This window comes from Rathayibacter sp. AY2B5, assembly GCF_002931645.1.
Lineage (GTDB): Bacteria > Actinomycetota > Actinomycetes > Actinomycetales > Microbacteriaceae > Rathayibacter.
Genome location: NZ_PSUE01000035.1, coordinates 1 through 22624 on the forward strand (window position 1 = coordinate 1; position 22624 = coordinate 22624).

The following is a 22624-nucleotide window of genomic DNA, read 5'->3' on the forward strand; positions in this document are numbered from 1 at the left end:
CGCCTCGCCCCGCCTCGCCCCGCCTCGCCCCGGCTCGCCTCGGCGAGAAGCCATTAGTCGTCGCACTCGAGACCGACTGCGACAACTCCTGCGCACTCGCGGAACCGCGATCGGAGGAGTCCGGCGAGAAGCCAGGACTTGTCGCACTCGACTTCGAGTGCGACAACTCCTGCGCACTCGCGAGCGGAGTCGGCGGCGGAGGCGGCGGCGGCGGCCGATGCGAAGAGACGACGGAGGCCGCCGCGCTCGAGCTCGAGTGCGACGGCCTCCGGACCGTCAGGAGCAGGCGCCCGCGGGTCAGGACTCCGTGTCGACGAGCGAGTCGAGGTGGGCGAGGTCCTCGGACGAGATCTCGAAGTCGACGTCGGCGTTCTCGACGATGCGCGAGGGCGTCGTCGACTTCGGCAACGGCAGCACGTCCTTCTCGAGCAGGTAGCGGATGCAGAGCTGCGCCACCGACTTGTCGTACTTCGCAGCGATCTCGCCGATGTCGGAGTTGTCGAGCAGGCCGCCCGTCGCGAGGGCGAGTACCCCTCGACGAGGATGCCGTGCTCCTTGCAGTACGCGGTCGTCTCGTCCTGGGTGTTGCCGACGAACCAGCGGATCTGGTTGGCGTGCGGCACCACGTCGGTCGCCGCGATCAGCGACTCCAGATCGGCGACCTGGAAGTTCGAGACGCCGATGGCGCGCGAGCGACCGGCCTCGAGGATCTCCTCCATCGCCTTCCACGCCGCGATGTTGCCCTCGCGGTGGTCGGAGCCCATGTCCTGCCAGGGCCACGGGGCGTGGATGAGGTACAGGTCGACGTGGTCGAGCTCGAGCGCCGCCATGGTGGTCTCGAAGCTCGCCTTCGCGCCCTCGTAGTCCTTCACCTCGGCCGGGAGCTTGGTGGTGATGAACACCTCGTCGCGCGGGACGCCGCTGTCGCGCAGTGCCCGGGCGACGCTCGCCTCGTTGCCGTAGGCGCGGGCGGTGTCGATGTGGCGGTAGCCCGCCTCGAGCGCGGCGGTCGTCGCGTCGTAGGCCTCGGGGCCGTCGGGGATCTGCCAGGTGCCGAACCCGATCTTCGGGATGGCGACTCCGTTGGACAGCGTGAACGTGTCGGTCAGGGCGGGCATGACTCTCCTCTGCATCGGTCTTCTCCGCGGGCCGCCACCGGCGGCGCCGCTCCTTCCACGCTAGGCCGGGCCCCCGGCTCGCGCGGGCCCCTTGCGCTGTGCGCCTCCGGTGCTACGCGGCCGTCGCGCTCCGGGCCGCCGACCCCGCAGAAGTCGCAGGTCTCGCGCGCGAGTACCGCGACTTCCGCGGACGCGAGCCGGCACCACCGGCCCGCCCCCGCGAGCGGCCGGCGCCTCCCCCCTGAGGCGCCGACCGCTCAGTCCCGCGCCACCGACCAGGGGGTCCGCAGCGCCCGCTCGGCGAGGAACCGCCGCTCCCCTGTGATCGACACCTCCGCCGTCACCGCCGCGTCCGCCGCCGAGGCGCCGGCCGTCAGCCGCAGCGGCCCCGGGTCCACGGCGAGCCGGCCGTCCTCCCCCGTCACCGCGAGCCGGGCCGCGTCGACGTGGAAGTGCACCGTCAGCGTCTCGCCCGCCGCGATCGGCACGCGCGCGAAGCCGATGAGCTGCGCGACCGGCCGCACCACCGCCGAGGTCGGGTAGCCCGCGTAGAGCTGCACCACCTCGACCGTGTCGGCGCCGTCGTTCCGGAGCGATACCGCCACGTCGAGCGATCCGCCGACCGGCAGCTCCGCCGCCGTCGCCAGCTCCGTATACGTCACCGCGCCGCGGGTCAGCCCGTAGCCGAACGGGTAGAGCGGAGTCGCGTCCAGCGCCGTGATCCCGGGGTTCGAGAGCCCGAGCGACGGCTGCAGGTACGTGGTCGACGCGGACGGGAGCCGCGGGATCTGCACGGGCAGCCGCCCGGTCGGAGCCACGCGGCCCGAGAGCACGCCGGCGACCGCAGCCGCCCCGTCCGCTCCCGGGAAGAACGCCTGCACGAGTCCGCGCGCCGCTCCGAACGCCCCGAGCGCGTAGGGCCGGCCCGAGAGGACGACCACCACGGTGGGCACGCCGGTCTCGAGCACGGCCGTCACCAGCGGCTCCTGCGCTCCGGGGAGGCGGAGGTCGGCCGCGTCGCAGCCCTCGCCCGAGGTGCCGTCGCCGAAGAGCCCGGCGATGTCGCCGACCACGACGACCGCCGCATCGGAGCCGCGGACGAGGTCCACCGCCTCCTGCACGCCGTCGGTCGACGCGGAGGTGATCGAGCCGCCCTCCGCGAAGCGCACGCGCGACGCTCCGAACTCCTCCTGCAGCGCCGTCAGCACCGTCGGGATCGACAGCCCGAGGTCGTGGCCGGGGTGCTTGGAGAGCACGTGGTTGGGGAACGCGTAGCAGCCGACCAGGCTGCGGAACTGGTCCGCGGCCGGTCCCACGACGGCGAGCGAGCCGGAGGACAGCAGCCTCGCGACGTTCTCGTCGCGCAGCAGCACGACCGACTCCTCCGCGATCCGCGACGAGATCGCGCGGTTGCGGGCGCTGTCGAGGTCGACGTCCTCGGCTCCCTCGGGCACCAGCGGGCCGCCGTCGAGCAGGCCCGCCTCGAACTTGTGGCGGAGGTGCCTGGCCACGGAGCGGTCGAGGTCGGCCTCGTCGACGACGCCCTCGCGGATCAGGCGCGGCAGCTCGCCGTACGCCGCCGTCTGCGGCAGCTCGACGTCGACCCCGGCGTGCAGCGCCAGGCGCCCCGCGTCGGCCGCGTCGACCGCGACGTGGTGCATGGCCTGGAGGAACGGCACCGCCCAGTAGTCGGCGACGACCGTGCCCTCGAAGCCCCAGCGGTCGCGGAGCAGCGTCGTCAGCAGGTGCCGGCTGGCGCTGCTGGGCACGCCGTCGATGTCGGTGTACGAGGTCATCACGCTGCGGGCTCCGCCGTGCCGCAGGGCGGCCTCGAACGGAGGCAGCACCGTGTCGGCGAGCTCGCGCGGCCCCATGCTCACGGGTCCGTGGTTGTGGGCGCCGCGGGAGGCGGCGTACCCGGCGAAGTGCTTCAGCGTCGCGACGACGCCGGTCCCCTCCAGCCCCGCGACGTAGGCGGCGCCGAGCTGCGAGACCAGGTACGGGTCCTCGCCGAGGGTCTCCTCGACGCGGCCCCAGCGGTAGTCCTTCACGACGTCGACGACCGGGGCGAGGCCCTGGTGGATGCCGAGGGCGCGCATGTCCGAGCCGATCGCCTCCGCCATCTCGCCCACGAGCTCCTCATGGAAGGTCGCCGCCCAGGCGAGCGGAGTGGGGAACGCGGTCGCGCCGTACGCGGCCAGCCCGGTGAGGCACTCCTCGTGCGCGATGGCCGGGATGCCGAGGCGGCTGCCGGCGACCACGCGCTCCTGCAGCTCGCGGAGCCGGCGGACGCCCTCGGGGACGGTGACCGGCTCGGTGCCGAACACGCGGGTCAGCTGGCCGAGGCCGCCGGTGAAGAGGTCGTCGCCCGCGGCGGGCCCGTCGTCGAGCTTCGGGGCGAAGTCGTCGGCGGAGTCGGTGAGCCAGACGGAGCCGAGCTGCGCCGCCTTCTCCTCGAGGGTGAGTTCCTGGGTCAGGAGGCGGGCGCGCTCGGCCGGAGGCAGAGCGCGGTCCCGCCAGTCCCGCCCGGGAGGACGCGCGGCGTCCGTCCCGGGCAGTGCTGGGGAAGCGTCGTGCATCAGCCCTTGAACGCCCCGTCCATGATCCCGGACACCATCCGGCGGCCGACGAAGAAGAACGCGATCAGCAGCGGGAGGGTGGCCATGAACGATCCGCCCATCGCCAGGGCGACGTCGATCGAGCGGTTGGCCTGCAGCTGCTTCAGCGCGATCTGCACCGTGAACAGCTCCGGCGACTTGAGGACGATGAACGGCCACATGAAGTCGTTCCAGACCGCGGTGAAGGTGATCAGTCCGAGGACGAACGCCGCGGGGCGGACCACCGGGAAGGCGATGCGCCAGAACAGCTGCCACGAGTTGGCGCCGTCGATGCGGGCCGCCTGGATCAGCTCGTCGCTGACCGTCGTGGACATGTGCTGCCGCATCCAGAAGATGCCGAAGGCGCTGGCCAGGCCCGGCACGATGATCGCCTGGAGGGTGTCGACCCAGTCGAGCGCCGAGACGATCAGGTACTGCGGGATGATGCTCAGCTGCGCCGGCACCGTCATGGTCAGCAGCACGATCAGGAACAGCACGTTGCGGCCCGGGAACTGCAGCTTCGCGAAGGCGAAGCCGGCCATCGCGCAGAGGATCGCCGAGATGACGGCGATGCTCAGCGACACGATGAGGCTGTTCAGCATCGAGGCGATGAACGGGACGGTGTCGAACACCTTCTCGGCGATCGCCATGAAGTTCGTGCCCGGGTACAGGCGCGGCGGGATCGACGTGACGGCGGTCGCTCCGACCGACGCGACGACGAACATGTAGTAGAGCGGGAAGATCGAGACGAGCACCGCGATCACGAGGAAGACGTAGGTCGGCCAGCCGACTCCGCCGCCCTTCCCGCGCCGCTTCGGCAGCTGTGCCTTCTGGACCGTGGGGGCCAGCGTCTGCGGGACGGCCTGGTCGATCACATCCGACATCAGACGGCCTCCTTCCGGGTGCGGGTGGAGAGGTAGAAGTTGAGGAGGGAGACGAGGACCACGATCACGAACAGCACGACGCCGATGGCGGATCCGTAGCCGAACTTGAACTGGCCGAAGCCCTGCTCGTAGAGGAAGAGCGCCAGCGTCTGGCACTGCCGGCCGGCGCCGCAGGTCAGGCCCGATTCGGGAGCCACCAGGAGCGCCTCCGTGAAGATCTGCAGACCGCCGATGGTCGACATGATCACGGTGAAGACGATGATCGGGCGCAGCGCCGGGATGGTCAGGTGGCGGAACTGCTGCCAGCTGGACGCGCCGTCGACGGAGGCCGCCTCGAACATCTCGCGGGGCAGCGACTGCAGGCCCGCCAGGTAGAGGAGCGTGTTGTAGCCGAACCAGCGCCAGAAGACCATCGTCGAGATGACGATCCAGGAGCCGTAGTTCGTGGCGAGGAAGTTGATCGACGGCAGTCCGAAGATGCCGAGGAACCAGTTGATCAGGCCGAAGTTCTTGTCGAAGATCTGCGCGAACACGATCGCGGTCGCCGCGACGGAGGTGATGTACGGCACCAGCAGCGCCATGCGGAAGAAGTTCGCCCAGCGGAGGCGGGCGTGGTTCAGCAGGTGCGCGAGGAAGAGGGCGAACAGCAGCTGGGGCACCGTCGAGATGATGAAGATGCCGAAGGTGTTGACCAGCGCGTTCCAGAACCGGGAGTCGGCGAAGAGCTGCTGGAAGTTCGCGATGCCGACGAAGGTCTGCTCGCCGATCGGGTTCCAGTCGAAGAGCGAGACGTAGAACGTGAACAGGAGCGGGAAGAGCCCGAAGACGATGAAGATGATGAAGAAGGGCGCGACGTACGCGTAGGGGGCGATCCGCTCCGAGAGGGAGTTGCGGATCCGCGCGGCCTTCTGGACCGGCGCGCTGGGCTGCTTGCGCTGCTTGCGGGGTGGTGCTGCTGTCACCGTTGACACGGGAGTACCTCCGTCGAGAAAGGGGGGAGGGGCCCGGCGCGCGAGGCGCCGGGCCGCTCGGGTGGGTGGGGCGATCAGCCGCCGATGGCCTGCTTGGCCGTGTCGAGTGCGGTCGACCACGCCTTGTCGGAGGTCACGTTGCCGGCCTCCAGCTCGACGAGGGTGTTGAGGAGCGCCCCGTTGATCGGGGTGGTGTCCGGTCCGTTGTAGAAGGACGGGAACTGCTCGACGGAGGTCGCCATGACCTCGCCGATCTTCGAGTCGCCGAAGAACGGGTCGGTGTACGACTGGACCTCTTCGCTGGCGACCGCCTCGGTGGCGGCGGGCAGCGTGCCCGAGGCCTTGAAGTGGTCGGTCTGGCCCTCGGCCGACATCATCGTCTTGATGTACTGCCAGGCGGCCTCGGGGTGCTCGGCGCGGGCGGGGATGGCGATGACGCTGCCGCCCCAGTTGCCGCCGATGCCGGGGACGCTGGTGACGCGCCAGTTGCCGGCGGTGTCGGGGGCGTCGGTCTTGATGCCGGCGAGGATCCACGAGGGGGCGATCGTCACGGCGAAGGCGCCGTTCGCGCGGCCCGGGGCCCAGCCCGAGGACCAGGCGGCGATGCCGGCGCTGATGCCGGCGTCCTTGGTGTCCACGGCGACCTGGAACGCGTCCTTCACCTGCGGGTTGGTGTCGTAGACCAGCTCGCCGTCGGGCGAGTAGTACTTCTCCGAGACCTGGTTGACGGTCGAGAAGAAGACGCTGGTCTCGATGTTGTCGACGAACGGCTTGCCGGTCGCCTCGGTGTACTTCTTGCCGGTCTCGATGAAGGACGGCCAGTCCTTCCAGAGCTCGGCGACCTGGTCGGGCTCGGTCGGCAGGCCGGCCTGCTCGAAGAGGTCGGCGCGGTAGGCGAAGCCCAGTCCGCCGACGTCGGTCGGGACGCCCACGACGGAGCCGTCGTCGGCGGTCGCGGCGGAGGCGGCCCACGGGAGGTAGGTGGAGGCGACGTCGTCGCCGCCGAGGGTGCGCAGGTCGAGGAAGTTCGAGCTGTTGGCGACGAACTGGGGCAGGTCGTCGTTCTGGATCATGACCAGGTCGGGCACCTTGCCGCCGGCGAGGGCCGCGGTGAGGGCGGTGGCGGTCTCGGTCGTGCTGCCGACCTCGGAGAGCTTGATCTTCGCGTCGGGCATCTTCGCGAGGTACTCGTCGACGCTGTCCTTGGCGTTGATGCCGGTGAAGGACCAGAAGGTGGCTTCGGCGTTCGGGTCGTCCGAGGCGCCTCCTCCCCCTCCGGACGAGCACCCGGTCAGGGTGAGCGCGACTACTGCTGCTGCGGCGGCTACGGCCGTCAGGCTTCTTTTCACGACAATTCCTCTTCGTTGGGGATTCGCAGGGTTTCGGTGAGGGCGAGCCTCAGAGAACGATCTCTTGGCGGCCAACCTAACCCGCCCGCGAGCACGATGCAAGCGAGAACCGGTCTCCGCGAGATAACGATCTCCGCCTAGTATCAAAGGGAAGTTTCGCAAATCGAGCAGTTCCGGACGGCCGCCCGCCGCCCCGTGCGAGTCTTCACTCCGACGTTCTCCCCACCGTGCTCCGCGGGGAGGCGCGGAAGCCGGAACCTCCCCTCGCAGAAGGAAGCAGCATGACTCGACCCACGCTGGTGGACGTCGCCCAGGCCGCGGGCGTCTCGCGCGCCACCGCCGCCCGGGTGCTCGCAGGCGGCACCAATGTCGACGTCCGGATGACCGCCGCGGTCGAGCGCGCCGCGAAGTCCCTCGGCTACGAGGCGAACAGCGCCGCCCGGATGCTCCGCGGCGGGCGGGCCGGGGCCATCGCCCTGATCGTCGCCTTCAACGAGCTCGACAGCCTCACCGGGACGTTCTTCACCTCGGTGCTGAAGGGCGCCGCGAAGGGCCTCTACGCCGGCGAGGTGCAGCCCGTGCTGCTGCCCGCCGACCACGACGACAGCGACCGCATCCCCCGCTTCCTCCGCTCGCGGGCCGTCGACGGCGCGATCGTGATCCTCCAGCACGAGATCACCCACCTCGCCCAGGCGCTGGCCGACTCCCCCGTGCCGATCGCCTGGGTCGGCCGCCCTCGCGTCGCCCTGCCCGAGGACGCGATCGTCATCGACTCCGACAACTACGGAGGCGGCCGCCTCGCCGCCCGCGCGCTCGCCGACTCCGGCCGCCGGCGCCTGGGCATCATCGCCGGCCCGCACGACATGGAGCCCGCCCGCGACCGCATCCGCGGCTGGCGCGACGAGCTGACCGAGCTCGGCCTCGACTCCAGCCCCATCGTGCACGGCGAGTTCACCCTCGAGAGCGGTTCCGCCGCGATGGCGCGCCTCCTGCAGCGCCACCCCGACCTCGACGGCGTCTTCGCCTCCTCCGACCTGATGGCCAACGGCGCGATCCGCGTCCTGCAGGCGTCCGGCCGCCGCGTCCCCGCCGACGTCTCCGTCATCGGCTTCGACGACGTCGTCATCGCGACCACCTCGGATCCGACCCTCACGACCATCCGGCAGCCCCTGGAGGACATGGGCCGTGTCGCCGCCGAGACCGTCGTCGCCGTCGTGCAGGGCCGCCCGGTCGACCGGCAGCCGATCCTCGCGACGACCCTCGTGCAGCGCGAGTCCGCATGACCCCGCCTCCCCCGCACCGCCTGATCGTCAGCACCGACGCGGCGAACGAGGCCGACGACCAGTTCGCGATCGTCCAGGCGCTGCTGACCGAGACCCTCGACGTCCGCGGCCTGGTCGCTGCGCACTTCGGCCGGCCGGGGAGCATGCCGGAGTCGCGCGCCGAGATCGACCGCATCGTGGAGTTGGCGGGAGCGACGGTGACCGTCGTCGACGGCGCCGAGTCGGCCCTGCCCGCCGAGGCGTCGGACGGCGCCCGCCTGATCGTCGCGGAGGCGCTGCGCGACGCCGGCCGACTGTGGATCGCCGTGCTCGGGCCGCTGACCGACGTCGCCGCCGCCCTGCTGCTCGAGCCGTCGATCGCCTCCCGCGACGTCGTGGTCGTCTGGGTCGGCGGCCCGCCCTACGACGAGATCCCCGCCTACAGCCCCGAGTTCAACCTGATCAACGACGTCGACGCCGCGAACCGCGTCCTCGAGTCGGGCATCGCCCTGTGGCAGATCCCGATGCCCGTGTACTCCGGAGTCGGAGTCGGGCACGCCGAGCTGCGGACCCGGCTGCGCGGCACGAGCCCGCTCGGGGACTACCTCGTGGACCAGCTGATCGCGTTCAACGAGACCATCCCGTACGGGCCGCTCGACTTCCGGTCGCTGGGCGACAGCCCGGCCATCGGCGCCGTGATGAACCCCGCCGGCGGACGCTGGCGGGAGCGCCGCGCACCACGGTTCTCCGCGGACGGCGAGCTCCTGCCCGACGCAGGACCGCACACGATCCGGGTCTGCGAGGCGTTCGACACCCGCTGGCTGATCGAGGACCTGTTCGCGAAGCTCGTGGAGTTCGGGGAGCGGGCGGGCGGCGAGTAGAGGAGGGCCTCCGCGACCTGGTGGAGCTCGGCCTGATCACCGCTCGCCACACGGTCAGCTGGTGGAAGCTGCACCGTGACCGCAGGAAGATCCTCGCGGCGCTGGACGAGCCCGCGGACCGGTGACCGGATCGCGCGGCTGAGTACCGAGTCGCCGGCGAGGAGATCCGCGCCGCACGCGGGCGAGTCCGTCCGCGCGATCGGCGGGCGATCAAGCGGACTCGCGGAGCACCAGCTGGTGGCGGACTGTGCGATGGACGGCCGGGCCGCCCCGGGGGAGCTCGCCGGCGATCATGGCGACCGCGAGGTCGAGGGCGTGCCGCGCGAGCTCGTCGAGGTCGACGGCGAGGGTCGTCAGCGTCGGGGCGAGCAGCCGCCCGATCGAGAGGCCGTCGATGCCGACCACCCGGACGTCGCCGGGCACGTCGACGCCCGCCCGACGGCACGCGGAGAGCACGCCGAGCGCGCAGAGGTCGTTGAACGCGACGATCGCGTCCGCGGCCCGGGGCCGGGCGATGATCCGCTCGGTCGCGTCCGCGGCCGCCTGGGCGGTGGGGCCCTCGGCGCGGACGACGGAGGCCTCGAGTCCGCGCGCGGAGAAGGCCCGGATCAGCAGCTCGGCTCGCCGGCTCGGCCGCGCGTCCCGGGAGACGTCGACGACCACCGGGCGCCGCACGCCCGCTCCCGCCAGGTGCTCGGCCAGCGCCTCGACGGCGTCGGAGTGGTCGAGCAGCACCGCGGCGCGCAGCGGGTCGCCGGTCGGGTCGAGCTCGACGACGGGCACGGAGCCGAGCCGCTCGATCCACTCCGCGGCACGATCGCCGAAGGTGCCGATCACCGCGTCGGTCTGCGCGCCCAGCGCCTGGATCATCCGGTCGGAGTCGGCGGCGAGGCCCACGTCCGCGAGCGACACGTTCCAGCCCCGCGCCGCCGCGACCCGGACGACGGCCGAGGCGAGCTCCGGCGACCACGGATTCCGCAGGTCGTCGACGACGAGCCCGAGCTGGTGCTCGCCGCCGGTGACCAGGCCGCGGCCGAACCGCGACGGGCGGTAGGACAGCTGCTCCGCGGCGTCGAGGACCCGCCGCTTCGTCTCCTCGCTGATGCCCGGCATGCCGTTCATCGCGCGGGTGACGGTCTGGCGGGAGACCCCGGCGGCGGCCGCGACGTCGTGGATCGTCGCGCGGCCGCCGGCCTCGGCACCGCTCAGGCGCGGAGGTCGAGCCATGCCGTCTGCTCCGGGGTCAGCTCGATCGACAGGCCGCGCAGGGACGAGCGCAGCTCGGTGATCGTGCGCGGCCCGAAGAGCGGGAAGGTGGGGAACGGCTGCGCGAGCACGTAGGCCAGCGCGATCGCCGTCGCCCCGACACCGTGCTCGGCCGCCAGCTGCTCGGCCCGGCGCAGGCGCTCGAAGTTGTCCGGCCCGTAGTAGCAGCGCACCAGCTCGGCGTCGCTGGTGTCGTCCGGGCGGGCGCGGCCGGTGAAGAAGCCGCGGGCCTGCGAGGACCACGGCAGCAGCGGGATCTGCCGCTCGACCAGCCACTCCTTCGACGCCCGGTCGGTGACGTGGACGCAGCCCTCCCACGGCACGTCGTACGCCTCGGCCAGGCCGAAGTGGTCGCTCAGCGCCTGGAACCCGGCCCGCCCGTGAGTGCGGGCGTACTCCTGCGCCTCGTCGAAGCGCGCCGGCGTCCAGTTCGAGACGCCGTAGGCGCGGATCCGCCCGGCGCGCTGGTGCTCGTCCATCACGTCGACGAACTCGCCCACCGGCACCTCGAGGTTGTCGCGGTGCATCAGGTAGATGTCGGCGTAGTCGGTGCCCTGCCGCTCGAGGCTCTCGAGCAGCTGCCGGGAGAGCGACTCCGGATCGCAGTAGGGGGTGTGCGCGCCCTTGGTGATCACGACGACGTCCTCGCGGATGCCGCGGTTGCGGATCCACCGGCCGAGGCGGCCCTCCATCTCGCCGTCGCCGTAGATGTAGCCGGTGTCGAAGGCGGTGCCGCCCTGCTCGACGAACGCGTCGAAGATCGCCGAGGCGTGCGCCAGATCCGGCTGATTGTCGACGCCCATCACGAGCCGCGACATCCGCTTGCCGACGCCGGGGATCCCGCCGAAGAGCATCGGGCTGTCCGACGCCGCGCGCAGCGGCCGCCCGGACACCGTCGGGATGTCCGCGGTCTCGGCCTCGAACGGGAAGCGCAGGCCGATCGCGGCGCGCCAGCGGTCGAGCGTGCGGGCCGTCGCGAGCGTCTCCTCGAGCGTCATCTGCGGCGCCTCGACCGAACCGGCCGCCAGGGCGTCGGTCGTCGCATCCGCCTCGAGCGCGTAGGGGCTCTCCCCCTCGAACGTGAGGATGCGCGGCTCCTCCCCCACGACGCTGATCTCGATGCCCGCGTCGGACGCACCGAACCACGGGTCGGCCACGTGCAGACGGCCGCGCGTGCCGTGGATCGTCAGGGCGTTCACGTCGTCGAACGCCACTCCGGTGCGGAGGGTCGCGGTGATGCCGCCCCGGTAGGTCGCGCGGGCGACGCTCCACTCGTCGACGCCGGTCGGGCCGAGGCTGCCCTTCGCGTCGAACTCGACGGGCTCCGCGACGGCGGCACCGGTCGCGGCCTGCACCACGGCCGCCGCGGCGGTGACGGTGTACCCGCCGACGTCGAGGACGCCTCCTCCGGCCGTCGCGACGTCGTACAGGCGGCCCTCGCGGGACGGGGTGCGGAAGGAGAAGGAGGCGTCGATGTGCACGACGTCGCCGATCGCGCCGTCGCGGACGAGCTCGAGCAGCGCGGCGGTCTGCGGGTGGAAGCGGTACATGTACGCCTCGACCAGCGGCAGACCCGCGCTGCGGGCGGCGTCGACCAGGGCCATCGCCGTGCCGTGGTTGACGGCGAGCGGCTTCTCGCAGAGCACGGCCTTGCCGGCCTCGAGCGCCTGCAGGACGAGCGCGGCGTGACCCGTGTGCACGGTGGAGATGTAGACCGCGGTGACCCGCGGGTCGGTGAGGACCGCGGCGTAGTCGCCGGCAGTCGCGTCCGTGAAGCCGTGCTCGACGGCCTCGGCGGCGAAGGCCGCGGCGCGCCCCGGGTCGGAGCTGCCCGCCGCGACGAGACGGGCGCCGCGGTCGCTCGCCGGCAGCTGGGAGAGGAACCGGCGCGCGATGCTGCCGGGGCCGAGCACGGCCCAGCCGGGTGCGGGAGTGGTCGGGGTGGAGTCGGTCATGGGGACCCTTTCGCGGCGTCGTCGGCGTGAACGTTCACGCACCACGCTAGGCGGGCGGGAGGGGTCGCGACAAGTGCGGCGCGTATCCTGCGCGTGAACGTTCACCACGAGACCGGGGGCGCTCCCCCGCTGCTCGAGCGGCCGGGCGGCCGGGCGGAGGGAGGGTCGCCGGGATCGCTTTCGATGCCGAGCGCCGTCTCAGTCTCGGCGAGCGACGGCCGCGGCCCGACCCGGAGGTCGCCGAGGGCGTCTTTCCGCAGGTCGCCGAGGGCGTCGTTCCGCCGGAACACGTCGCCGTCACGGACGGACGGAGCACACAGGCAGCGGCGCCTCTGAGCAGCTCGCCTTCGTCGGGTCGCCACGAGTACCGTCCCGGGTGGGGTGCCTCAGCGGGACTCTTCATCGGACGGGGTTGTCGGTACACTGCGAGCCGCGGGATCCCGCGGCTGTGGAGTTGCTCGCTTGATGGCGGCTTTCTCTGATCGCTCGATGGCGCCGTTCAGCTCCCGATGACGAGGACGCTGGCGGCGGCTTCGACGACGTCATCGGTGATCGTCTCGAGTTCGTTGATCTTGAGGACGCGGCTGATCTGGGGGAAGAGCCGCTCGAGGAGGCGGAAGTTCCCGCGGGTGATGCGTTCGATGGCGGCGACGGCTTGGGCGTCGGTGAAGTCGTCGGGGTTGAGGGTGCGTCCGAGGCGCTTCCAGTGTCGGTCGAGGACGAAGAGGAGTTCGTCTCGGCCGAGGGCGCGGTAGCGGTGGGAGAAGCCGAGGCGGCTGTAGAGCTGTGGGTAGTGGCGGAAGCGCTGGTCGATGCCGGGCATGCCGATCAGGATTATCGCGAGGTGGGTGCGGTCGTGTTCGTCGCGGAGCAGCTCGAGCGCGGTGGGCGTGAGCCGCTCGGCTTCGTCGACGATGAGCATCTCGACCCACCGAGTGGTGTCGCCGTTGTGCACGCCGGCGACCTTCCCGATCGTGCGGAGGTGCTCATCGATGCAGATGCCGAGGTGAGCCTGCCACTTGCCGATCTCCCGCATGAGGTCCTTGGGTCGCGACAGTACCTCGGGCGTGTAGAAGACGGTGCGGGAGCGATACGCGAGCGCGTTGTGTTTCGCGTCGTCCTCGCCGCGCGGGCCCCACGCGGTGAGGTAGGGCTCGAGGGTGTCCCAGTTCGCGTAGCGGCGGGCGGAGTTGGTCTTGCCGACTCCGGCGTCGCCGTGGCAGATGCCGATGGTGCGCTCCTTCTTCACCGCGTTCGCGAATTCGGCGAACCGGCGGTGTTCCTTGGTGACGATGAAGCTCTGGGTCATCACTCCTCCTCGTAGGTGCGGAGTCGTTTCTTGCGCGGGGTGGGGTCCGCGAGGTGGGGTTCTTCGCGGTGGGCGACGGTGGGGATGCGGTCGTTGATGGTGCGGCGGAGTTCGTGGCGGCGGGCGCGGCGGGCGGCTTCGATGTCGCGGAGGCTGAGGCGGATGTTGGGGTGGGCTTCGTCGACGGCGACGCAGATGAAGGTGTCTCGGTCGTAGACGCGGATCTCGGAGACGTCGCGGGGGTCGTAGCGGATGGTGACGGTGTGTCCGACGAACGGGGCGAGGGTGGGCGCGAGGTAGCGCTGACCCTGGAAGTGGATTCCGTCTCGTTGCACGGTGCGGTGGGTGGGCACGGTGAGCAGCAGGCCGTCGAGCTCGTCGAGGGTGTCGGGCATGCGGGGCATCCAGCCGTCCGCGACCCACGCGTCGCGCGGGGAGATACCGATCTCCTGGTGGGTGCGCTGGTTGTAGGTGGCGATGAAGGCGCCGATCGCCCGGTCCACGCCCGGGAGATCGAGCACGGGCTGCGGGCTTCGGTTCCCGGGGCCGAGGTGGCCGGGGAGGGTCGGGAGGACTTCGGTGTTGATGGTGCCGAAGAAGCGCTCGATCTTGCCGCGCCCCTGGGGTCGGCCGACGGTGGAGAAGATGAGCCGGAGGTGCAGCTCGACGGCGGTGCGCTCGAGGTGGTGGCTGGTGAAGTCGGAGCCGTGATCGACGTGCAGCACGTCGGGGATTCCGCACATCGCCCACGCGGGGTCGGTCTTGCGCCAGATCGCCTGGCGCAGCGCGAGGGCGGTGTTCAGTGATGAGGGTGCTCCGGTGAAGAGCATGTAGCCGCAGATCGCGCGGGAGTGATCATCCATGACGGTCGTCAGCCAGGGGCGGTCGGGCTTGCCGTTCGCTCCGACGATGAGGATGTCGAGTTCGGTGTGGTCGGCCTACCAGATCTGGTTCGGCCGTTCCGCGCGACGGCGGAACACCAGCTCGTGGCGGTCGCGATAGGAAGCCGGGCCCTCCAACGCGAGGGTGACGAGCCCGGGGTCGAGGGCCTGCACGATCTGACGGACCGTTGCGTAGCTCGGCGCCGGCCGGCCGTCGCGCAGGCACTCCTCGACGGTGAGGCGATGCAACGTCGCGATCGACGGACGAGGCCGGGTCAGGGAGAGCCGCTCGATGGCGGCGACGGTCGCCGGATCCGTGCGCCGACCGCCCTTGTCTGTCCTCGCAGTGTCGTCGAGCCCGGCGAGCCCGTCCCTCTTATAGAGCTGATGCCAGCGCTGCAGCGTCCGCGTGCCGATGCCGCTCTCGCGGGCGATGGCCGCGAGGGGGACCTGATCTTCGACGTGAAGTCGAAGGATCCGCCACCGCTCGAGGCCGTCCATCAGTCGCTACATCGCTGCGCTCTCGCGGGCTGCGTGGGCCTGCTGGTGGCGGTAGAGCGTCGCGCGACTCCACCCGACGAGACGAGCAGCGTCCTCAGCGGTGCGACCGCGCGCTCGCGCATCTGCGGCGATCGCGAGCTTGTCTGCGATCACGACCGGATCCGACAGAGGCCGGCCGAACCGGGTGCCGTTGGCGCGGGCGGCCGCGATGCCGGCGTTGACCCGTTCGACGATGAGTTCGCGCTCGTACTCCGCGAGCGTGGCGAGCATATTCAGCATCAGCCGGCCCGTTGACGTCGACGGATCGATGCCGTCCGAGATCGACCGGACCTGCACCCCGCGCTCGCGCAGCAGGTTCACCGTGTTCAGCACGTCGATCAGGGAGCGGCCGAGGCGGTCGACTCGCCAGACGACGACGGTGTCGCCGTCCTCGGCGTACTCGAGGAGCTTTTTCATTCCGGTCCGCTCGATCGCGGTCTTGCTCCCCGAGGTGACGTCCGCGAAGACGTCTCGTCTCTGCACGCCGACGGCGACGAGCGCGTCGAGCTGCAGCTGCGCGTCCTGACTCGACGTACTCACACGTGTATAACCCAGAAGCCTCACGACCTCATTCTGACTCGGAAACACCCTCCGCGTCCCCTCCTGAGACGAAACACGGCAAGACGGCTTTCCGAGACAGCCGACGTCCCGAGAATCCGGATCCGTCAAGCGTGGTGCGACCGCCGGAAGGCACGTCTCAAAAAGCTACTGTTTTCCGGTCATTCGAACCACGTATCAGACTCGTGCGATCACCAAAATCGGATGCGTCGGCCTCGAGCGAAGAGCCTGAATCATCTCATTCGACCGTGGTTCAATGTTTGGCCGCGGTTTCTTCCAAGGAAGAACCAGGCGACCGAACCGAGGAAGGGGGCGATGATGACTACGGCCACCCACATGGCCTTCAAGATTAGTTCGTTCGGTGAGCGAAGAATTTGCACGAGAGCGAGTATCGCAATCGCAACATAGGCGGCCCCAATGAGGGCAACCAGGATACTTGTGAGCAATGCCGACATGTCCATAGCCCGACCATACTCGCATCAAGTGCGTCTCGCATCCCCCACGAGACGGAGGGCCTCGCGCCTGAATGGGCAGTTGCGAGGCGCCTAATCCCGACGTACGGTGGAACCGAGGTTTCTAATGTGACCCGCTTTGACTGCGCGATGGCCTGCGTCACGAGACGCAATTTCATGCGTCGGTCGTATTATCAGACCAAACGATTCGGGGGAATCTATGAGAAAGTATCTTTCACTCATCGGCGCTGGGGCGATGGTCCTCGGCACAGCTCTCGCAGCAACACCTGCGTCCGCGGCAGTCAGTGAGACAGAGACGACCTACGTTCAGGAATGCGTCGATCAGGTCCAGTCGCTACAGGCGTCGGGTGAGGCGTCGGGCCTTACCGCCGAAGACTGCGTCGTTGAGACCACCACCACCGCGGGCGAGCCATACGTGGTGAGTGTCGAAGAGGCGAAGGCCGCCGACCTGCCCGCGGAGGAGAAGGACCGCCTCGTTGCCGCGGCTGCGGCCCAAGCGGTCACAGGCCGCCACTACAGCCAATTCACCAACGGAGCTGCCTACAGCCGTACGCAGAACGGTACTTGGTACTTCGACGGTACCTACTCGTGGGTCACTCAGGCTCGATACGGCTTCACTGGTTCACACAGTTGCTTCACGAATTACTCTGTGAATGTCACGGTCACTGGCGTCTCCTGCTCTGACACTGGAACGGAGACCGAACGGTACGTCGAGGACCAGTACCAGGTCCAGGCCGGTATCGTCACCTACGGCTACTCGATGAAGGCGACTCTTTTCGCAGACGGAAATATCTCCGAATTCGGGGCAACGACCGGCTGAAGGATGAAGTTGACTTTCGCTCTACGATGAAGGCTCTCTGTCTAGGACTCCGGTCCGCTCGGAGCGAAGGCGCTAACATCTGATTTTGGGGCTACCCGTGCTCCGACCGGGTAGCCCCAAATTGGCCCTTGGCTCTAATTGACGAACCGATCATCCTTCGTTCGACCCTGTCCGTCGAAACGTTATCGCCATATCGCGCTCTGACATCCCGTTTTCGCGCTGCTGAGAACCGATTTAGCTCTGAGATTTGGGTCGGTCGAAGTCAACCGAAACGACTCGGCCTTAGTCAGACGCGACACTCAACTCCGTCACAAGGTCGCTAGACAACGCGGCGATCCACAAGCTGTTGCGTTGAGGGGGTACTCCAGACGGTCACTCGATGCCGCCATGATGTGATCGCAGAACACCGCCACAAAGCGATCAACTCCACAGCGCTCGGTGTCGCGTCTGCGTGTACCGGTGAACGATCCCCATACGGGACAGCCGCTCGAGCGATGAGAACCGACATGGAACGTCTGCGAGATGCGACGAATCCGTTGGCGAGGGGCAACGCGCGTCGCGACGGCTGCGCTCCCGGGGTCATCGACGCCCTCGGGAGCTCAGTAGGCGTTCCAATCCGATGTCAACGCCAGCAGGACTGTCTTGTCCTCGCTGTCAGGATTGTGATCGAGCCAGGCGCGTAGACACCTCACAATCGCGTCGTAGTAGAAACCCTCGGGTTGGCCCCCTTCAAATGAGAGAACGATGGCATCGGCCGGCCAATCAGACTCCCTGCCGCCTCGTGAGCGCACCCGATAATCGCGCCCCTCCGCTCTGACGGTGGTCTCGAAGAAGTCCTCGCGCAGGTCCCACGCCGCTGAGTCATGAAAGAAACCGGAAGCCTCCCAGAGGTGACGAACCCAGTCGTCCCACAGCCCGACATCATCAGGAACACCGTTGCGGCGAACGTCCCGCTGCATACTGAGCAGCAACGTCTCCATGTCCAAGCCCGTGTAGGTGATCATCTCCGCCGTGAAGCTTGCAAGAGCGCGGTCTGCGACCTCAGCGGAATACAGCAAGCTCGTGCGCGAGTCCTCGGTCATGGCCACAGCCTGCACCGCGAACCGCAGCCCGTCCACAACCGTGGACCGAGACGACCATCCGTACCCGCCGCGCCTAGCGAGCTGGTGTCGGCGCAGCCTTAACCGCCCAGCGATCCCCGTACGGAACGCTGCGCTCGGCCCGTCTGGCCTTGCTCGTGCAGCGTCGTGCAGAGGATCATCTCGGAGGTGGCAGATGATTGGTACCGCGATCCTGGATGGGATGCCACGGACCGTGACGAGTTCGAACGTCGCCTCAGCCGAGCCCGACCGCACAACCGTCAGCAGTACCTCAAACTCAAGGCCATAGCCCTTCGTGACGCAGGCCTGATCGACGCCGCTCGATCCCTGCTCATCCGAGCAGTGGACTACCCTGAGCCGGATCTCGCCGTTGAACGCGCGCATAGTCGCGAGTTGCTAGGAAACATTGCTGTGCAGACCGGCGACGCGGAAGAGGCCCTGCACCAGTACCGGACGGTGATCGAGGAAAATCCGACCTTGAACGGCACATCGGGGTCGATACCCATCGCCGCCGCCGAGGTGCTCCTTACCCGGAGAGGTCCAGGAGACGTCGAGGAGGCCATCGCCCACCTCGACTCGTGGCCGGCCGAGGTCGGCTTCCAACTCTCGTCCGAGATTTTCCGGTGGCATCTAGCACGCATCAGCGCGGCCACGATCAAGCGCGACGTCGACGCCGTACGAGAGTCTGCACGCGCTGCTCTGCAACTGGTCGAGGCCCCACCTCAATTCCGGTTCCACCCGACCGTCGGCCTCGTTCACACGGACCGCAAGACGCTGCGCCAGCTGCGTCGCTGGGCGAGGTGAACCCAAGCCACCTGCTCCAACAGCAGAGGATGCTCTCAGCATCTCTCTAAGCCATCCCCTAACGGGACGACCCAAGTCCGATCTAAGGTCAGTAGGCGACGTCAGCGGGCGCTGGCTTCCCGACTCGGCTGTGATCGGGCCGACGGGCTCGGTAGGAAGATCCGGCCAGGAGGACACCTGCAGTCACAGCAGCTAGCGACGTGGCGACGCCGGTAAAGGGCAAGGTGTCCGCGACATCCCACGGGAGAAAGAACGCTCCAGGGTCGGTGAGGGGGTTGATGACCATGAGGAGCCCAACACCAATCAGCGTGACGGGTCGTCCTGGCGAGAGTACGAAGGCGCCGAATATCACGAGCGGGAAGGCGACGGCCCAGACGATCGTTGTGGCGATCCACGTGAAGTCTGACTGTGTGGCGCTGTAGCAACCCTCGTTCAGGCCACCGAGGCACGAGCTCCAGTGCACCAGGAACGCGGCGGCACCAGCAGCCCCGAGCAAGGCGATTGTCCATCCAACCAACTGGCCTGACGTCGCGAGTCGCTTCATGGGCTCAACATAGAACTCGAAGGTGAACCTGAGCTAGATCCACACGGTCGAAGCGAAGGCCACCGCCCCCTCGCCCCGATGAACGATCTCCATACGGAACAAGCGGTCGTTCGACCGTGCCGTGGGCTGCTCAACCGATGATCATGGCGGTACGCAGAGCGAGAACCCAGCTGGTGACGGCGCCGACCACGCCCAAGGCGAGCAACAGCCACCTCCATCGAGCGTGAGAGCGCCTGCTGGCGCGCATCGCTACGACCAGGAGAACAAGGGTCGCGAGGGCGACAGAGCACAGAGCCGGCCACGCGACGTCAAACCCCGTGCACTGAGGCGGAAGGGACTCGTTGCACGCGAACGTGAATCCGTCGAGGAAGACGCCCGCAACGAGCGCGAGGAAAGTGACGGCGCCCGCGATCACGGCCGAAGTCTTGAGCGACAGTGTCTGCACACCATCACTCTCGGACCAACGCGTGAACGGCAGGAGCGCACTGGACCATCCGGGTCGGATCTGTCCCGGTGAACGATCCCCATACGGGATGGCTGTGGATTGTGCCGTCGGTGGAGATACTCCGTGACGCAGAGTATGTTTCGGGAATGGAAGAGATACGGGAGCCGCGGGTGTGGATCATGACGGTCCTGGCCGACGGACGAGCGCACGGCTACGGCATCGTCTCGGCGGTGCGCGAGCTCTCCGACGGCGCGATGACGATAAAGATCCCGACCCTCTACGCCGCCCTGGACCGCCTCGAGCGCCAGGGCCTTGTCGCCGCGGACGGTGACGAGGAGGTCAACGGGCGTCGGCGCCGATACTTCCGGCTGACCGACGCCGGTGCCGCTCGTCTCGCGGTCGACGCTGAACGCCTGGCGCAGCTCGAGCGCGCCGCGTCCAGCGCCGCGCGCCGCCTCGGCAGGATCGCGCCGGCATGAGCGGGTCCGACCTCAACGGCTACCGGCGGGCGCTGCGCTGGTACCCGGCAGCATGGCGAGAAGCTAACGCTGAAAGCGTGGTCGGCGCTTTCCTCGACCGGGACGACGCGACCGGAGCAACCGGACCGACACCACGTGACCGGGCCGAGCTCGCCCAAGCCGGCATCCGCGAGACCCTCACCGCCACGAGTCGGCCCGGCCGACGCGCCGGCAGCGCGATAGGCATCGCGTTTGTCCTCGCCGCCTGGTCCTACGGATCTGTTGTCATTGAGGTCGGCGGGCGGGCCATGACCCTCGCGAGCGGCGGCAACGTCGACGCCATGGGACGCAGCTACGGAGCCCCCGTCCTCCTCGCGGCGGCACTCGTCGCTCTCGCCTGGCTGTGCACAGCCATCACCGCATCGCGGCGCGGCCGACCACTCCTCGTCGGCGTCATCGGACTCTGCGGTCTCGCAGCCGCGTGGACCACCTTCCACCTGTCGTGGTCGAGCCTCGTCCCGCCGCTCGAGCTCGGATCACCCCTCCTCACGATGGGGGTACTCAGCGTCACGGCTCTAGCGGCACCAGTCCTCGCCACCGTCTCGGCAGTGCGCGCCGGACTCCTCCAGAAGCCTGCGTCTTGGATCATCGGCGTGGCCGCCGCAGTCCATGTCGCCGGCGCGGCGCTTCTTGCGGCGCTCGACCACCCGCTCACCGTCCCGGAGGTCCTTCTCGTCGTCGTGTGCGCACTTTTGACGCCGGCATACCTCGCTGTCACCGGCGTCGGCTTCGTATTCCTGAGCACAGGCACCACTCGTCAGCGGCGAGCATCACGACAAAGCGCCCGCACTACCCCCTAAGCGGCAGGGTCGACGCAACTGCTGTGTTCAGCGACCGGTGACCCATCCCCATATGGGACGCGACGCTGGGAACGTCGAGGAGGATGGCTGTTATGCCAGTCGTCTTCGATGGAACCGTGTGGACGCACTACTCCCAGCTGCAACTCACAACCGGCGCTGCGTCGGTTGAGGATCCTCGTGATGCGTTCGACGGACAAGAGAATGGGCTGTGCGGAGCGAGTTTGCCCGGCGCCCTCTTCATGCGGACAGGTATCCACACCGGGTACGTACAGGTTCGAGTCAGCACGTTGGACACAGCGCCTGAGCTCGGCTTGTGGGAGGAGATCGTCGAGGCGAGCTTCCAGCCCGAAGGACCGGATGCGGTGCTTAGCGGATGGTCTGGGGACTCCGCCGCGTCGTTCCAGCTCACGGCGTCCGCCTATCGGGCCCGGTGGTGCGCTTCCGGCATGGAAGAGGGCCGGCGACAAGATGTCGCCGACGAAGCGCATCCGGCGCCTGACCGGTACGCGCTGTATCTGTGGCCGGCGCCTGCCTCGGCGGACGCGGTAGTGCGGCGAACCTCGGCAATTGCCGCGTACTGGCACAACGACGCCTCTCCGCGCAGCTAGCTTCACCAGGGCGATCGCTCGTTCGGTGAACGATCTCCAGCAGCGATGCGGGTGAGAGCGGCACACCTAGACTCCTGCGCATGACTGCTTCGTCATCCGTGGACGTGTCGCGGCGCCGACGTCGTCCGGCTCGTCGCCGCCTGTCCTTCTTCGGCGTCTTGGGTGAGCTGCTGATGACCGCAGGGGTGCTCGTTCTGCTGTTCCTCGCCTGGCAGCTGTGGTGGAACGATGCGGTGATCGCAGGGCGGCAGGAAGATCAAGCGGCCGAGCTGCGCCAGAGCTGGGGCGATGACGCGCCGTCCGCGGAGGCGCCGTCCGAGCCGACCGCTGAGCCGGCCGTCCCCGGTGACCCGGTGATCGCGCCGGTCGCAGCTCTGGACACCACGTTCGGCAACCTCTACATCCCCCGGTACGGCGAGGGGTGGGTGCGCACGATCGCTGAGGGCGTCGACGCGGAGAACGTGCTCGACGTGGGCAGCATCGGCCACTACCCGGGAACGCAGATGCCCGGCGAAATGGGGAACTTCGCGATCGCGGCGCACCGCTCCGCCGCCGGCGGAGGAATGCACCTCATCGATGAGCTGCAACTAGGTGACGCGATCTACATCGAGACCGCCGACGGCTGGTACACCTATCGGTTCCGGAACCTCGAATACGTGCAGCCCTCCGAAGTGCAGGTCATCGATCCGGTCCCCTGGACGAGCGACGTCGTTCCGACGGATCGTCTGATCACGATGACGAGCTGCAATCCGCTGCTGTCGACCGCGGAGCGGATCATCGCCTACGGCGTCTTCGAGTCGTGGCAGCCCCGCTCCGCAGGAGCGCCTGCCGAACTCGCTTCTTCCCTCGCGACCTGACGTCCGGCGTCGGCGCTGGCACCGCGACGAGGGCGGCGAGCCGGTTTCATGCTGCGGCAGACGTTTGCGGGTCGGGTGGACATG

At 69.1% G+C, this 22624-nt stretch carries 20 protein-coding genes and 2 pseudogenes; 8 read left to right on the forward strand and 14 right to left on the reverse strand.

Annotated elements, in window-relative coordinates; all coding sequences use genetic code 11:
* Positions 1-297: 297 nt before the first annotated feature.
* From C5C30_RS15910 to C5C30_RS15930, 5 genes and pseudogenes are all read right to left on the reverse strand, one after another.
* Positions 298-1133 (reverse strand): annotated as a pseudogene (locus C5C30_RS15910) (aldo/keto reductase).
* 242 nt (positions 1134-1375) lie between these two features.
* Positions 1376-3697 carry a glycoside hydrolase family 3 N-terminal domain-containing protein gene (locus C5C30_RS15915; protein WP_104334076.1) on the reverse strand — a complete coding sequence of 774 codons (2322 nt, stop codon included), beginning with the start codon at positions 3695-3697 and terminating at the stop codon, positions 1376-1378.
* Positions 3697-4599 carry a carbohydrate ABC transporter permease gene (locus C5C30_RS15920; RefSeq protein ID WP_104224678.1) on the reverse strand — a complete coding sequence of 301 codons (903 nt, stop codon included), beginning with the start codon at positions 4597-4599 and terminating at the stop codon, positions 3697-3699. Before C5C30_RS15920 ends, C5C30_RS15915 begins: the two co-directional genes overlap by 1 nt.
* Entirely contained in the window at positions 4599-5561 is a 963-nt protein-coding gene (locus C5C30_RS15925) for a carbohydrate ABC transporter permease (RefSeq protein ID WP_104224677.1), read from the reverse strand. Before C5C30_RS15925 ends, C5C30_RS15920 begins: the two co-directional genes overlap by 1 nt.
* Positions 5562-5644: 83 nt before the next feature.
* Positions 5645-6919, reverse strand: a complete 1275-nt coding sequence (locus C5C30_RS15930) for an extracellular solute-binding protein (protein ID WP_104226495.1) — start codon at positions 6917-6919, stop codon at positions 5645-5647.
* A gap of 281 nt (positions 6920-7200) precedes the next feature.
* Here C5C30_RS15930 and C5C30_RS15935 point away from each other — a divergent pair, with 281 nt between their 5' ends.
* The gene (locus tag C5C30_RS15935; RefSeq protein ID WP_104261720.1) at positions 7201-8202 is read left to right on the forward strand and encodes a LacI family DNA-binding transcriptional regulator; all 1002 of its coding nucleotides are present in this window, start codon (positions 7201-7203) and stop codon (positions 8200-8202) included.
* Positions 8199-9062: a nucleoside hydrolase gene (locus tag C5C30_RS15940; RefSeq protein ID WP_104334077.1), complete on the forward strand. Its 864-nt coding sequence runs from the start codon at positions 8199-8201 to the stop codon at positions 9060-9062. Before C5C30_RS15935 ends, C5C30_RS15940 begins: the two co-directional genes overlap by 4 nt.
* 210 nt (positions 9063-9272) lie before the next feature.
* On the opposite strand, the gene C5C30_RS15945 is transcribed toward C5C30_RS15940, so the two are convergent.
* The 6 genes and pseudogenes from C5C30_RS15945 to C5C30_RS18245 all read right to left on the reverse strand — a co-directional run bounded on the left by C5C30_RS15945 (position 9273) and on the right by C5C30_RS18245 (position 16032).
* Positions 9273-10289, reverse strand: a complete 1017-nt coding sequence (locus C5C30_RS15945) for a LacI family DNA-binding transcriptional regulator (protein ID WP_104334078.1) — start codon at positions 10287-10289, stop codon at positions 9273-9275.
* Complete coding sequence (locus C5C30_RS15950) at positions 10268-12283, reverse strand: aldo/keto reductase (RefSeq protein WP_104334079.1); 2016 nt, start codon at positions 12281-12283, stop codon at positions 10268-10270. Before C5C30_RS15950 ends, C5C30_RS15945 begins: the two co-directional genes overlap by 22 nt.
* Before the next feature lie 499 nt (positions 12284-12782).
* Entirely contained in the window at positions 12783-13592 is an 810-nt protein-coding gene (locus C5C30_RS15960; RefSeq protein WP_104334080.1) for an AAA family ATPase, read from the reverse strand.
* Positions 13592-14974, reverse strand: a pseudogene (locus tag C5C30_RS15965) (Mu transposase C-terminal domain-containing protein). The gene C5C30_RS15960 and the pseudogene C5C30_RS15965 overlap by 1 nt, the downstream one beginning before the upstream one ends.
* A 6-nt stretch (positions 14975-14980) precedes the next feature.
* Positions 14981-15577, reverse strand: a complete 597-nt coding sequence (locus tag C5C30_RS15970; RefSeq protein WP_104334081.1) for a recombinase family protein — start codon at positions 15575-15577, stop codon at positions 14981-14983.
* 227 nt (positions 15578-15804) lie between these two features.
* Positions 15805-16032 (reverse strand): PLD nuclease N-terminal domain-containing protein, encoded by a 228-nt coding sequence (locus C5C30_RS18245; RefSeq protein ID WP_104260274.1) that lies wholly within the window; start codon positions 16030-16032, stop codon positions 15805-15807.
* A 211-nt stretch (positions 16033-16243) separates the two neighbouring features.
* Between C5C30_RS18245 and C5C30_RS15980 the strand changes: the two genes are divergently transcribed.
* Positions 16244-16864: a hypothetical protein gene (locus tag C5C30_RS15980; RefSeq protein WP_104334082.1), complete on the forward strand. Its 621-nt coding sequence runs from the start codon at positions 16244-16246 to the stop codon at positions 16862-16864.
* A gap of 599 nt (positions 16865-17463) precedes the next feature.
* Here the strand turns inward: C5C30_RS15980 and C5C30_RS15985 are convergent.
* The gene (locus C5C30_RS15985) at positions 17464-17946 is read right to left on the reverse strand and encodes a hypothetical protein (protein WP_146081559.1); all 483 of its coding nucleotides are present in this window, start codon (positions 17944-17946) and stop codon (positions 17464-17466) included.
* A 186-nt stretch (positions 17947-18132) separates the two neighbouring features.
* Here C5C30_RS15985 and C5C30_RS17440 point away from each other — a divergent pair, with 186 nt between their 5' ends.
* Positions 18133-18768, forward strand: a complete 636-nt coding sequence (locus C5C30_RS17440; protein ID WP_146081560.1) for a hypothetical protein — start codon at positions 18133-18135, stop codon at positions 18766-18768.
* 88 nt (positions 18769-18856) lie between these two features.
* On the opposite strand, the gene C5C30_RS15995 is transcribed toward C5C30_RS17440, so the two are convergent.
* Together C5C30_RS15995 and C5C30_RS16000 are read right to left on the reverse strand one after the other, a co-directional pair.
* Entirely contained in the window at positions 18857-19312 is a 456-nt protein-coding gene (locus C5C30_RS15995) for a hypothetical protein (protein ID WP_104224249.1), read from the reverse strand.
* 130 nt (positions 19313-19442) lie between these two features.
* Positions 19443-19727 carry a DUF1345 domain-containing protein gene (locus tag C5C30_RS16000; RefSeq protein ID WP_146081561.1) on the reverse strand — a complete coding sequence of 95 codons (285 nt, stop codon included), beginning with the start codon at positions 19725-19727 and terminating at the stop codon, positions 19443-19445.
* Between the two features lie 98 nt (positions 19728-19825).
* Here C5C30_RS16000 and C5C30_RS16005 point away from each other — a divergent pair, with 98 nt between their 5' ends.
* The 4 genes from C5C30_RS16005 to C5C30_RS16020 all read left to right on the forward strand — a co-directional run bounded on the left by C5C30_RS16005 (position 19826) and on the right by C5C30_RS16020 (position 22540).
* The gene (locus C5C30_RS16005; RefSeq protein WP_219827810.1) at positions 19826-20236 is read left to right on the forward strand and encodes a PadR family transcriptional regulator; all 411 of its coding nucleotides are present in this window, start codon (positions 19826-19828) and stop codon (positions 20234-20236) included.
* Positions 20233-21075, forward strand: a complete 843-nt coding sequence (locus tag C5C30_RS16010) for a hypothetical protein (RefSeq protein WP_104334086.1) — start codon at positions 20233-20235, stop codon at positions 21073-21075. Before C5C30_RS16005 ends, C5C30_RS16010 begins: the two co-directional genes overlap by 4 nt.
* Before the next feature lie 92 nt (positions 21076-21167).
* A complete protein-coding gene (locus C5C30_RS16015; RefSeq protein WP_104234405.1) occupies positions 21168-21683 on the forward strand; it encodes a hypothetical protein in 516 nt (171 codons plus the stop codon).
* An 80-nt stretch (positions 21684-21763) separates the two neighbouring features.
* Complete coding sequence (locus tag C5C30_RS16020) at positions 21764-22540, forward strand: class E sortase (RefSeq protein ID WP_104277483.1); 777 nt, start codon at positions 21764-21766, stop codon at positions 22538-22540.
* The last annotated feature ends 84 nt before the right edge of the window (positions 22541-22624 follow it).